Source organism: Vibrio sp. YMD68, assembly GCF_029958905.1.
GTDB lineage: Bacteria > Pseudomonadota > Gammaproteobacteria > Enterobacterales > Vibrionaceae > Vibrio.
In genome coordinates this window covers 116,631-129,960 of the sequence record NZ_CP124613.1, presented here as the reverse complement: position 1 = coordinate 129,960, position 13,330 = coordinate 116,631, and the positions used below count along the sequence as shown (strand labels likewise).

The following is a 13,330-nucleotide window of genomic DNA, read 5'->3' as shown; positions in this document are numbered from 1 at the left end:
AGTTCTATTGATAATTTTGGCGATATACGAGAGGTGAACTTATTTCAAATTAATAATTATTTCAGGATGTTAACCTATTTAACCTTATTGTTGATGTGGTTAACAACTTCGTAGCGTGAATTATTTAAATGGTTATTTCTATGTAAGCATATTGTTGTCAGATTTGCCTAGAAAGGAATAATCACCATGAACCGAAATGACAGTGTGCCACTCCCCTCTAATACACGTGAGTGGTTTTTAAACCGTAACAGCCTCATTATTTTATCGAATGTTGTTTTGTGCTTGTTTTTGTATAAAACGCTGCCATTTGATCCTCAAGTCGTTTTGGGCCTGAGTATGCTTACATTTATTGCCATACTTTGGTTAACTGAAGCTCTACACGTTACCGTGACCGCTATTTTGGTTCCCATTTTGGCGGTTCTTTTTGGTGTCTTTGATACCCAGACGGCACTGAATAACTTCTCTAATTCCATTATCTTTCTCTTTCTTGGTGGATTTGCATTGGCCGCCGCGATGCACCGGCAAGGGCTTGATAAAGTGATTGCGGATAAAGTACTTATTTTAGCAAAGGGCCGCATGAGCGTTGCGGTTTACATGCTATTTGGCGTGACAGCGGGTTTATCTATGTGGATAAGCAACACCGCAACCACCGCGATGATGTTGCCACTGGTACTCGGTGTGCTGAGTAAAGTGAATGCAGAAACTGGGCACAAAACTTATGTATTTGTGCTGTTGGGCATTGCCTATAGTGCCAGCATTGGCGGCATTGCGACCATTGTCGGTAGTCCACCGAATGCCATTGCTGCGGCTGAGGTTGGCTTAACATTTACGGAATGGATGGCGTTTGGTGTTCCCGCTGCCATGATCTTGCTTCCTCTCGCTATCGCCGTATTGTATTTCGTCATTAAGCCAGACCTAAAAGGAGACTTCGAACTCAATAAATCCCCTGTAGAGTGGGATAAAGGCAAGGTAGTGACACTCGCTATTTTTACCGTCACCGTGTTGTGTTGGATCTTCAGTAAACCCATTAACGCGATGCTTGGTGGGTACGCAAAATTTGATACCATCGTTGCCTTAACTGCCATTGTGATGGTGAACTTTGCACGAGTTGTTCATTGGAAAGACATCGAAAAAACCGCAGATTGGGGCGTGTTATTGCTATTCGGTGGCGGTATTTGTTTGAGTAACGTGCTGAAAGCGACGGGAACCAGTGTTTTCTTGGCTAATGAACTAAGCGATTTAATTTCACAATTTGGTCTTGTGTTCATTGTTCTTATTGTCGCTGCCTTTGTGGTGTTCTTAACTGAGTTCGCCAGTAATACAGCCAGCGCCGCCTTACTTATTCCTGTCTTCGCTACGGTTGCTGAGGTGTTTGGGTTATCACCGGTTATTTTGTCGGTCTTAATCGCGGTGGCAGCGTCTTGTGCGTTTATGCTTCCGGTCGCTACTCCACCTAATGCGATTGTGTTTGGGTCTGGTCATATCAAGCAGCAAGAGATGATGCGAGTCGGCATTGTACTTAACGCTGCGTGCATTGGTGCCCTTACGTTGATCGCAATGATGTTCTGGACATAGGGTAACTCAAGGTCGCTCTATGTCTCGTGTTAAGCGATGGTGTAGGGCGACTGTTCATTTCTTTTCGTTTCTGTTTTTTAACTTCATTTTTATTGCATTAGCTAAAAATATATTGGTTCAGCCAAATGAAGGTTTATGGATAGCGTAAATGGCGTGATCTAGAACCCGAGAACCAATTTTTTCTTGATGGCTGAGTATACCTTCAAGTGTCATCCCAGCTCTTTTTGCAACCGCTCGACTCGCCGAATTATCCACTGCGGCAGACAGTTCGACTTTATCCATCTGTAACTCATTGAAGGCCATTGAAATCAACTGTTTAACTACGCGAGTGACAATACCGTTACCTTGCTCATGCTGGGATAACCAATAACCTACTTCCACCTTCCGTAGTTCATGGTTGATGTTGTTGAAGCTGCAGTTGCCAACAATATTTTGCTTATAAAGGATCGCACAGGTCATTGATTTACCTTCAGCGTAATCATGCAATGACCGCTGAATAAAAATACGAAAATCTTGTTCAGACTGACAGTAAGGAGGCCACGCAAGCCATTGGGAGAGGTACTCGGTTTGTTCCTGCACCAATTCGGCATAATAAGGAGCAAAAGATTCTTGTACTAATGCAATTTGCACATCGTTGTCAATGGAGTAAGTAAACACAAGCGCTTCTTTTTTTTGAAAAGTGACAGTTGACGTTAGCAAAGAGTGATCGTTGTTGCTATATAGCAAGGGTTAAACTGTGAGGTTCCAGACACTGAGTTAAACGTGTCACGCCATGCAAGCATAAAGGCTGATTGCATGGCGAAATGTACTGTTGGGCCAACGAATATTACTGATTAATATGCGCTTTGAATCTGGCTTTGGTTTCTGCATCCGCTTTGTCATACCAAAAGTGTAGCATTTCTTCAGCCGTACTTTCTGCCGTTCCGTTTCTATCCGATGTCTGCTTTGAAGCAGGATCGGCAAGAAGGGCGGTGGTTGCATTGGCTGCGGCGTAGCTCGTCGCCGTGATCGCTGCAATGCCGTTGCTTCGGTTGTAATCAGCGACTTCGCGCTGGTAATCTCTACCGAGCTGCATGCCTTCTTTCATAAGCTTATCTTCGTGCACCTCAATCGCTTCATCCGATTGATTAATCAGAGACCATTCTAGCTGTTTGATTTTTGTTTGAGCTTCTCTCTCGTTACGGTATTGAGGCAGTGAAAAAGTCAGTTCTTGATCTTGAGCTTCAAACTTAGCGATGATCGTATCGCTTTCTACGGTGGTTCTATCGTTGCTTCGATCGAAAAGAGAAGAGTAGCGGAACGCAATTTGGTTCTCACCATTGGGAAGTGTTAACGTCTTATTCGCCGAGAAAAACCCGCCCACCAATTCTGGCTTTTCACCATTGGCGATAAATAATTCGATATTGTCGGGAATTTGAATGGTGATATCCGCTAATGCAGAATGGCTAATGATTAAAGCACAAGTACATGACAGCGTTTTTAGTACGTTCATTGGAATTATCCTAGGGGTGAATCAGAAATGACTTTAAGAGATTGCCTAGTAATAAAAATAAAGGCAATAGGGGGTATGTTAGAAGTTGGACAATTCTTCTCTTAAGTGTCAACAATAGCTCGATGTAAATAATTGAGTGGTATAAATTATTGAGTGGTATAGATTATAGGACGATTTTTTGAGCCAAGCATCACAGATATTGATATCACCTTGCCGCTATATTGTTGCCATCATTTATTAACATGGAGGCAACGCTTTGGATTCAACGTATCGTCTTGATGGCACGCTCGTTTTGTCACCTTGGTATAATATAGATTACTGCTTATCTCTTCTTAATAAACAGATCCCTTAGTTTCTTTCTATCGGTGTTTTGCACCGCTTTACCCTATTTTTATTAAAGTACCTCCCGATTTTATTAAAGTACATTCAGGCAGAGTGTGCCGGACGAGTTGCACCTGCTGTAAAGATATAGAAAGGAAAACCACATGAAACGCATTCCAGAACCATTTCGAATCAAGATGGTTGAACCCATCAAAATGACCACGCTTGCAGACCGCCAAGTTGCACTCAACGAGGCTGGACTCAACCCATTCTTACTTCGAAGTGATGATGTATACATCGATTTGTTGACCGATTCTGGTACAGGCGCGATGAGCGACCACCAGTGGGCCGGATTAATGATGGGCGATGAGTCTTACGCTGGTAGCCGAAATTACTACCATTTGTGTGATGCTGTAGAACATTTCTTTGGCTATAAATTAACGGTTCCAGCACATCAAGGGCGTGGGGCGGAGCAGATATTGTTTCCAGCACTGATCGAACGGATGCAACAGGTAAGGGGAGGTAACACGCCGGTTTTTATCTCCAATTATCATTTTGATACGACAGCTGGGCACATTGAGTTAAACGGTGGTAAGGCCATCAATGTGTTAACAGAGAAGGCGTTTGATACCGCCAGAACAATTTCCTGCTCAGGTCTTATGTAATGCCCTTTATCTAGAGGCTGGGGTTAGGGCTGTTGAAATTGGTTCATTGCTGCTGGGGAGAGATCCCAAAACGGGTAAGCAAAAAGCAGCAGAGCTAGAGCTTATGCGGCTAACTATCCCAAGACGTGTCTATACCAATGATCATATGGATTATGTCGCGGATGCCATTATTGAAGTGAGTAAACACGCCAAGCAGATGAAAGGGCTTGAATTTGAATACGAGCCTTCAGTGTTAAGGCATTTTACGGCTAAGTTTAAAGCGCTTTAATCTATGCCAATCGTAGAAAATAATGGGCCATCTTAGCTTGTTAAAATACTCGATAAATGCGTTAGAATCTTTGATTGTAGAATCACTACTTATCGGAAACTCTGCCTTGCTATCTAGTATTTTTCCTACGCCCTAACCACTTACTTATTGTGATTGGTATTCATCTTTGCGATCGAGAAAAAACTTACGTTAGTGCTATAACTACTAAAAAGCTCTGCAACGTTGCAGAGCTTTTTTTGATGGGACATTGTATCTCATACTTGTTTTGTTATGTCTAATAGCTTAATTACTCGGTGTACGAACCTTGCCTTGCTTTAGGTTATTGAGAACCTGCGCTTTAGGGCCATCGGCAATAATGCTGCCTTTTTCCATCACAATAACGCGATCAACAATATCCAGCATGGACGTTTTATGAGTGATCAGAATCAACGTTTCATTGGGTTTCATTTGACCCAGTTGATGCTTGATGTGCATTTCAGAACGATTATCCATCGCACTTGTTGGCTCATCAAGAAGAAGCACGGGTGGCCTTCCCAGAATTGCTCGAGCGATGGCAACGGCTTGTCTTTGGCCGCCTGATAACAGCAGCCCTCCTTCACCAACTTGACGCTCAAGCCCCGCAGGATCTTGCTGAGTAAACACCGTTACACCAGCTCGATTCGCCGCGTCCATGACATCGCGATCATCTGCCAACGGGCGGCCGAGGGTGATATTGTCACGAATAGAACCATAAAATAGATTGCTGTCTTGGGGAACACAGCCAATATTTCTACGAATATCAATGTGATGGAGCTGTTTAATATCCGTATCATCAATGCGTACACTGCCTTCAATAGGTTGGTATAGGCCCATAATGAGGCGTTCAAGTGTGGTTTTACCTGAACCGATTCGGCCTATAATGGCGACTTTTTCCCCTGGGTTTATGGTTAAGCTCAGCTCACGAATTGAAGCAATGGGAGAATCTGGGTAGTTAAATGTGACTCGGTCAAGTTCGATCTTTCCTTGGACGATGGGTCTGTGAATGTATCGCTTACCTTCTTCTTGCTCATCGGGCATCCCCATCACCTGTTCGATGATAGACATGGATGATTTAGCCTGGTTATAGCGAGTAGAGAGCAATGAGAGCTGGACCATAGGGCCAATTGCTCGTCCGCTCAGCATCGTTGCAGCAATTAGGCCCCCCATGGTTAACTCGCCTTCGGCAATGAGATACACACCAACGATGATCATGCCAACGTTCGAAGCCTGTTGAACAAAACCTGCCGTGTTTTGAATACCGTCTGTAATGCGTCGGCTTTTGATGTTCCAGTTCGCCATATGCGCCACCGCTTCTTCCCAGCGATACTGAAACTGACTTTGTGCGCCAAACAGTTTGAGGGTTTCTAGGCCAGCGAGGCTTTCGATGAGGTTGGCGTATTTCTGAGACGCTAGTCTGGATCCTTCTTCAATCGCACGTCGCAGTGGGCCTTGAATTAAAAGGGAGTAAATCACCAGGATCAAGACTCCAGCAATCGGCACATAGACGAGATCGCCAGCCATCAACCAGATTAAGGCAAGAAAGAGCAATGAAAACGGCAGATCGATTAATGAAGATATCGTCGCTGAGGTGAAAAATTCCCGAATCGATTCGAACTCTTGCAAGTGTCGAGCAAACGCGCCAACGGAAGGCGGCTTGGACTCCATTCTAATGCCAAGTACTTTACTAAACAGCTTCGAGGAAATGAGAATATCGGACTTTTTCCCCGCAACATCAATAAAGTAACTTCGTAGCAGTTTCAGTGATAAATCAAATAAGAAAATGATGAAGATGCCGCTGGCTAACACCCACAGAGTTTCAAAGGCCAAGTTAGGCACAACTTTGTCGTAAACTAAACGAGTAAACATGGGTGCGGCAATGGCGAAAATATTGATCAATATGGACGCAATAAAAACATCTCGGTAGATCTTTTTCGACTGCCAGATTGTCCCCCAAAACCAATGTCCATCACGAGTTTTCAGTATTTCAGGCGATCGTTCATCGTAGCGAAATTGCTTCTTAACTAGGAAGTATCGTCCGGTAAACTGAGGTTCTAAATCCGCCAGCGAGATCGAAATAGGAACAAGCCCGGATTCACCTGTTACTATTTCCGCTTCTTCTTTTTCTAGATTGATACTATTGAGCACACATGCGTCACCCTCTTTGAGCAGAAGGACGACGGGTAAAATAAGCGTCGGAATATCTTTTAATTGAGCCTGATTTTCTTTCGCAACCAAACCTGCGCGTTCAGCTGAACGCGGGAATAAAAAGGGTGTTAATTTACCTTCAGATAATGGCAAGCCATTGATCAATGCTTCTGGTGAATTTGCTAATCCATAATAGCGGCTCACATAAATGAGCGAATTAAGTAGCGGATCCTGCATTCAGTTAAACCTTTATGTTATTTGTCGACAATAAAGCCTTGGAAAACTTCAATAAAGTGCTCAGACAAAAAGTCGAGCTGCATTTGTGTTTCTACACGAGATGCGATGGTTTTGATGCCAAGGTTGTGTGCTGTCCGTGAGATCGACGTTAAAGTGAACTTCTGTTTTTCATCATCTAGATGGTGAGTGAACAGATAGTCCAGTTTTACGTAAGCAGGTCTGAACTCGTTGATGTAGTCGAGGGATTGGAAATTTCTTCCGTAGTTATCTACCCCAAATTCTGCACCAGCATTACGAACCGCATTACAAAACAGCGCGGTATGGTGGGGTGAGGTGTTAAAGCATGTTTCTGGTATCTCAAAATGAAGCTTGTCAGTGATCGAGGTATGTTTCGACAGCTTTTGACCAATCCAACGTATGAAACTTGGTTGGGAAATACTGCTTTGGGATACGTTGATTGCAACAGGATCAACAAACTCGTTAGCTTCTAGTTTATCGATCATCGAATTAATGACGAATTCATCAAAAATATGGCTGGCGTTCAATTGCTCTAATGCAAACAGGTATTGGTTTGCACTAAAGCGCTCCCCATCTTTTTCGATTGAAGAGAAGACTTCGCGGTGATAGGTCTGGCCCCAACTATTATTGGCAGCTTGGAAGCGAAATTGTATAAGATGGTTGTGAATGGCTTCTTCTACTAGTGCTTTCCATTGTTGCTTACCCATGATGTTCTGAGTATTTGTACTGGATACATAACCATATCTTATTTCTGGGCTAGACTTAGCCGTCGCTAGTGCGTTATCAAGCAGGGTTAAAATCTCGGTTGAGGATTTTGAGTCTTTAGTATGAACAACGCCCAAAGATAGGTTCAGAGCCGCGGTACCTGTCGGGTCAGAATTAATGTCTTGAACATAGCTAAGCAAACTCTCGGCAACGATTTTTAGCTCACTATCATCGATGTTAGGGAATATAAATCCGAATTCCTCAGTCGAAATTCTAGCAATGGTTAGGTCAGGGTATGAGATGGAAATTTTAAGATGATCAGCCAACTGCTGGACCATACCATCACCAGATTCATAGCCTTTTTCATCGTACAACTCTTTGATAAATCCAGCTTCTAAAATAGCGACGCCGCCGTTTGAATTTTCACTCAGCCAAGCATTGAGCTGGTTCATATAGTAAGCGCGGTTTCCGAGCTTAGATACTGGGTCAATATAAGCGCGCTCACGAAGTTGCTGCGCTTCTTTTGCCTGTGCGCGAAACGCTTTTTCAACTTGTTCAGACATGCTGTTAATGCCATCGACAACGTAGATTAAGTCTTTGGTTGCAGGGCGAGGAAGTGGCTCACCAAATTGATTCTTGGCAACCTGTTCCATTTTTTCAACGATAAGTTGCAGCGGTCGAAGAGCCCGTTTCAGGATAAAAGCAATCGAAAGCAATCCGAGTACGAAAATCATGGTAAAAGCAATAGCGAGGCGTTGAAGGGCGTTCCAGAGTTGAACGTAAGCGCCTCCAGGATGACTGACAATTTCGACCTCAGCCAGTTGCATCCAACCACTGGTCACAACCCGTCGATCGTGAATACGCTCAAACAGCCCAAGGTTAGTAAACCAATCTGGAACATTGTTCGGTTTTATCGGATAAGAGCGTAGGATTTCTTCGCCTGTATCTAAGAAGATCAATCGGACAATGGCGTAACTGCTTCCATCGAAAAGGGCATTAATGACCGATTCAACCGCAACGATATCCTTATCTTGCAGATAAGGTGCGAGTGCTAGCCCAACCGTGTTGATGGTGTTATTAACTTCCGAACGTTGCTGCTGCTCGAGGTTATCTCGTGTGGTATTGAACTCGATAATGAATACCGATGCCATCAGCATTACAAATACCGCAATCATACCCGCGACAAGCTGTTTATATAATGTCATGTTGCTTACTCATCGTAACTAACAATAGGTTTGTTAAGTTTTAGTGATCGTTCTCTTGCTCTTAGGTCATTCCATAAGCTCAAGCGCGAGGACTCCCCAGCCAGTTGGCCCTTTTTCGATTTCATCAGCCATAAGTTTTTACCATTAAAACTGTAAATTGGCAGTAGATCTGTTCTTTTTGAGGCTGGTTTAATTTGTCCGTTAATGTTGTCCAAAATAATCGGTTCCGCACTCGGTGTAGAGTAGTACGCCAGAACCATATGGAATTGATTGAGTTCTATCGCTTTAACATAAACCAAACGTAGTTTTTTATCTGATACACCAAGCTCCAGTAAAGAAAAATACTTAGCGATGGTGAAATCTTCACAGTCACCAGCATTACTGCCTAAAAATTCAAGGGGTGTTGCCCAGTAATCTTTCTTTCCCCAAAGGTTAATGTCATTTACAAAGTTCAGTTGGTTAAAAAAGCGGTTAACTTCTGTCAATTGCTCTCGTTCAGACAGCCCATGAAATACTGCCATTTGCTTACGCCACGTTTCGACTCGTTTTCCGGCTCTACCTCCATAGGTATTATGGACTGCATCGACCCATTGCTGCTCTTTAGTATTCAGAGCCACCGAGTTAGATGTAGTCAATAGTACCAGTAGTAATATCAGCCAATATTTGTGCATGAAAGAATTACATCCAGAGTCGCAAGTACGTGGTCATATACAATCCTATTGGTTGTTGAATTCGCTCTATAGCTCGCAGTTTTTGAATTTGTTAGAGCGACCGTTGTTACCGTTTCTTATTCTTTTAGCGCATTCTGCTGAGCACTTAAGATCGGTTTTAGAAGATAGTTCATCACCGTTCTTTTTCCGGTAATAATATCAACTGAAGCTGTCATGCCGGGTATGATGGGTAGAGAATTATCGGTACCTAATCCCGTTTGATTCGTGCGAATACGCACGAGATAGAAACTTTTGCCTTCCTCATCTTGCGTTGTATCTGCGCTGATATGTTCCAGTGCGCCTTCTAAGCCACCGTATTTAGTAAAGTCGTACGCGCTGAATTTTACAATGGCCGTTAAGTCTGGGCGCAAGAATGCGATGTCTTGAGGTGCTATTTGCGCTTCGACTAAGAGGGTGTCTTCGGTGGGTACGATCTCAACGATATCCATACCCGGTTGAATGACGCCGCCTACGGTATTGACGTAGAGGGTTTTCACCGTTCCGGTCACTGGCGAAACCACCACGGTGCGATTTACACGATCTTCAAGCCCGACTTTGGATTCCGTCATAGAAGAGAGCCTGTCTTGCGCTTCATTGAGCTTCTCTTGCTTTTCAGAGCGGAAATCTTGGGCCGCATTAATGCGACTAAGCATGGATTCTCTAATCGCAGAACGTAGGATAGGCACTTTTAATTCGCTTGAGGTGAGCTCTCGCTGAGTGTCGTTTACTTGTCTTTGTAGCTTCAATAGTTCAATGCGTGGCACTACCCCTTCTTCTGCGAGAGGGCGAGTAATCTCGAGCTCTTTATTAGCGAAATCGTAGCCTTGTCGAAGGTTTTTTATACGGGCTTGAGTCTCCACTAAATCTTGAAGTTTCTGTGAAACTTGCTGATCAATGACCGAAATTTGGTTTCTCAAATTATTGAGATCTTGTCTGTACTCGGCTTGTTGCCTTGCAACTAACTTAGGTTTGGATTCGGCAAGTGCGGGGGGGAAGATAAGTTGTCCGTAATTGATCGTGACGTTGTTTTGCCAGTTGTTGAGGTCAAAGTCTTCTTGTATTACGACGCTAGAGATAGATGCAGCGAGTTGAAATACATTGGCTGTTAAGTTGGAGACTTGTTGCTCACGCTCGCGAAAATCAGACCGAAAGCGAGTGTCGTCAATGAGTAATAGCTGCTGTCCTTTTTCAACAAAATCCCCTTCTTGAACGAGAATTTGTTTAACCAAACCACCTTCTAGGTTTTGGATAACTTGAAGTTGAGACGATGGGACGACTTTGCCTTGACCAACGGTCACTTTATCTATTTCAGCCCAAGATGCCCAGGCAATAGCGACAATAAAAAAGAGAATCATGACCCATAACATCATACGAGCGCTGCTCGGGGTATTGAGTAGAAGCGCAGCGGTTTTGTCATCGACATAATCTAATTCTGTAGGAGAGAGCTTTTCATAACTGCTTTTGCTCACGGTACATCCTTACCATAGCTATTATTTATTTGATTTTATTACTAATTGACGTAAATGTTAAGGTTTTGCTAATCATTATCAATGATATCTATTCTATTTAGGTCATGTTTAGTCTTGGCTTTGTGACTTATCATTCAGTTTAGCTTCATTTTTGAACTTTGTGAGTGACAACATACTTGAGTTCTAAGGTCTATCAGAGCACAATCGAGTAAAATGATTAGGAGCTAATATGGAACTTTCAGACATTCGCAGAGAGTATGCAAAAGACGGATTGAGAAGACGTGATCTTAATGCCGATCCGATCGAGCAGTTTAATGGCTGGTTGCAACAAGCCATTGATGCCAATTTGACCGATCCTACAGCGATGACGGTTGCCACTGTGGATGAGCATGGACAGCCTTTTCAGCGTATTGTGTTACTCAAAAATGCAGACAAAGACGGATTTGTTTTTTATACCAATTTGGGAAGCCGAAAAGCGCAACAAATCGGCGTTAACAGTAAGATTAGCTTACATTTTCCTTGGCATTCAATGGAACGTCAGGTCCATATTACAGGCACGGCAGAAAAACTCAGTGCTTTAGAGAATATGAAGTACTTCACTTCTCGCCCGAAAGACAGTCAAATAGCGGCCATTGCGAGCAAGCAGAGCAGCCGTATCTCGGCTCGTGGCGTATTAGAAGGTAAGTTTTTAGAGCTTAAAAAGAAGTTTGAGAAGGGCGAAATCCCGGTTCCAAGCTTTTGGGGAGGCTACCGGATTAAGCCTGAAACCATCGAGTTTTGGCAAGGTGGTGAGAGCCGACTTCATGATCGTTTCTTATTTTCTCAGCATGAAGGCGCGTGGATTATTGATAGGCTTGCACCCTAGAGTGAGGGGCTCTGTATTTACAATGATACTGCCATTTCAGTGATGCGCCATTTAGGGGGGTGTTGATATTTTGAGCGGATTTATCTCGAACGAAATTGAACCTCGAAAGCTCAACACGCCCTACTCATGGTATGAAACATCATACAAACATACCTGTCACTCAAATCCTTACCATCTAGCACTTACAAGTTTTTTGTATTCAAATGATATAAGACAATTCTTGTCTATCCTCGGTCTTTTGGCAGTGTGCGATAAATTGATTTCTACCGCGACTCTTTGCTTTATAGAGTGCGTTATCGGCGAGTTTCACCAGCTTATTAATAGGCATTAAACGAGCGCCTTCTTGCCAATAACCGCCAATAGAGACCGTCACCCTATGCTGTATATCACCGTCTTTTACTTCAAGAGAATGGATGATATTGACGATGCTATTTCCCATTTGCTCGAATTCGTTTTTAGAAAGTTCGGGTAAAACGATAAGAAATTCTTCACCACCAAATCGGCCGATTAGGCCGCCGCTTCCAATATGTGTGTCTAGATGTTGTGCGACTTCTTTGAGGACTTTATCTCCAGTTTCATGCCCAAAGTTATCGTTGAATTTTTTGAAGTGATCGATATCAATAAGCATGACGCCGAGTGCTCCTTCATTCGCTTTCACTTGTTCATAAGTTTGAGATAAATTGGTTTCAATGAAGCGTCTGTTCCCAATTTCAGTCAGAGGATCAACATAAGCGTGCTTGTGTAAGAGCGTCTTTATTTGCTGGTTTTGTGCTCGATGGTAATAACCAAGTGCGGCGCTGATGACAATGGAAGTTAATAGCCAAAACGTCTTGGCGATTTGTTTGCTTTCTGAGTAATGGATCTCTTGGTCTATATCGATGAACCAGTGCATTTTTAAGTACATAAGTAACACTAATGAAATTAAGCTAATGCTAACAGCGAGCACTACTTTCCAGTTAGCAAACAGGCAGGTAAAGACTGGAATAACGGGAATGAGATAATTGAACTGGCTAAATAGCCCCCCTGAAATCCATAGGAGTGGAACTAAGCAAATCCCCGTTACGGTAACAACTAACGTTGCAGCATGTTGAGTCACTCGCTTCGTTTTTATTAACCAATACGAACTGAATGCAATAAGAAAATTGAAACACCCAATCAGAGTAAATAGGTAGTGCTGCTCGTTAAACAAAGGTCGAAGAGTCGTCCCTGCCAAGACCAATATGGCAAGAGATAGGCAGGCTACTTCGCATATTTTGTTATCCAATTCTTCATTTTTCATAGATTGAGTTCTCTAACCGATATTCCCTGAACGTTGCGATGCTAAATGATAAAGAAATGTTACGTGCGTGTATATTTCCCTTGTATTACGCCAATACGATGGATGCAGTGCTTTATTGACAATTAACATGAATAATATGAGTGGGTTGCAGACATGGAGCGAGGGGGACATTGAAAACAGGGGCCTTGAATGAGCGTGTGACTTTTGATTTTTACAACGCACATCTCAAAACTGAGGCAGTTATACTGTCTATTGAGAGAAGAAATCACTGACTGAAAAAGCAGGCTGCTCACCGCGCCTACGTTCAGTATCTGGATGAAAATAACACAAACGCCACGAACCGGATGGTCAGTGGCGT

Annotated in this window: 9 protein-coding genes and 1 pseudogene; 3 read left to right on the top strand and 7 right to left on the bottom strand. The window is 43.2% G+C overall.

Translation table 11 applies throughout. From position 1 onward, the window contains the following. Positions 1–186: 186 nt before the first annotated feature. Complete coding sequence (locus tag QF117_RS00585) at positions 187–1,575, top strand: DASS family sodium-coupled anion symporter (RefSeq protein ID WP_282385506.1); 1,389 nt, start codon at positions 187–189, stop codon at positions 1,573–1,575. Positions 1,576–1,692: 117 nt separating this feature from the next. Here the strand turns inward: QF117_RS00585 and QF117_RS00580 are convergent, their stop codons facing one another. Together QF117_RS00580 and QF117_RS00575 are read right to left on the bottom strand one after the other, a co-directional pair. After that, entirely contained in the window at positions 1,693–2,232 is a 540-nt protein-coding gene (locus tag QF117_RS00580; protein WP_282385505.1) for a GNAT family protein, read from the bottom strand. A gap of 169 nt (positions 2,233–2,401) precedes the next feature. Then, positions 2,402–3,067 carry a DUF2057 family protein gene (locus tag QF117_RS00575; protein ID WP_282385504.1) on the bottom strand — a complete coding sequence of 222 codons (666 nt, stop codon included), beginning with the start codon at positions 3,065–3,067 and terminating at the stop codon, positions 2,402–2,404. Positions 3,068–3,552: 485 nt separating this feature from the next. On the opposite strand from QF117_RS00575, the pseudogene QF117_RS00570 reads away from it, so the two are divergent. Then, positions 3,553–4,321, top strand: a pseudogene (locus QF117_RS00570) (beta-eliminating lyase-related protein). 282 nt (positions 4,322–4,603) lie between these two features. Here QF117_RS00570 and QF117_RS00565 read toward each other — a convergent pair. The 4 genes from QF117_RS00565 to QF117_RS00550 all read right to left on the bottom strand — a co-directional run bounded on the left by QF117_RS00565 (position 4,604) and on the right by QF117_RS00550 (position 10,828). Then, on the bottom strand, positions 4,604–6,721 hold the full coding sequence (locus QF117_RS00565) for a type I secretion system permease/ATPase (RefSeq protein ID WP_282385502.1): 2,118 nt from the start codon (positions 6,719–6,721) through the stop codon (positions 4,604–4,606). 17 nt (positions 6,722–6,738) lie between these two features. After that, a complete protein-coding gene (locus QF117_RS00560) occupies positions 6,739–8,649 on the bottom strand; it encodes an EAL domain-containing protein (protein WP_282385499.1) in 1,911 nt (636 codons plus the stop codon). A gap of 5 nt (positions 8,650–8,654) precedes the next feature. Beyond that, on the bottom strand, positions 8,655–9,320 hold the full coding sequence (locus QF117_RS00555) for a transglutaminase-like cysteine peptidase (protein ID WP_282385497.1): 666 nt from the start codon (positions 9,318–9,320) through the stop codon (positions 8,655–8,657). Positions 9,321–9,436: 116 nt separating this feature from the next. Beyond that, positions 9,437–10,828, bottom strand: a complete 1,392-nt coding sequence (locus QF117_RS00550) for an HlyD family type I secretion periplasmic adaptor subunit (RefSeq protein WP_282385496.1) — start codon at positions 10,826–10,828, stop codon at positions 9,437–9,439. Between the two features lie 229 nt (positions 10,829–11,057). On the opposite strand from QF117_RS00550, the gene pdxH reads away from it, so the two are divergent. After that, positions 11,058–11,693, top strand: a complete 636-nt coding sequence (gene pdxH, locus QF117_RS00545) for a pyridoxamine 5'-phosphate oxidase (protein ID WP_282385494.1) — start codon at positions 11,058–11,060, stop codon at positions 11,691–11,693. Positions 11,694–11,892: 199 nt separating this feature from the next. Here pdxH and QF117_RS00540 read toward each other — a convergent pair whose 3' ends face one another. Beyond that, the gene (locus tag QF117_RS00540) at positions 11,893–12,972 is read right to left on the bottom strand and encodes a GGDEF domain-containing protein (RefSeq protein ID WP_282385493.1); all 1,080 of its coding nucleotides are present in this window, start codon (positions 12,970–12,972) and stop codon (positions 11,893–11,895) included. Positions 12,973–13,330 lie beyond the last annotated feature (358 nt).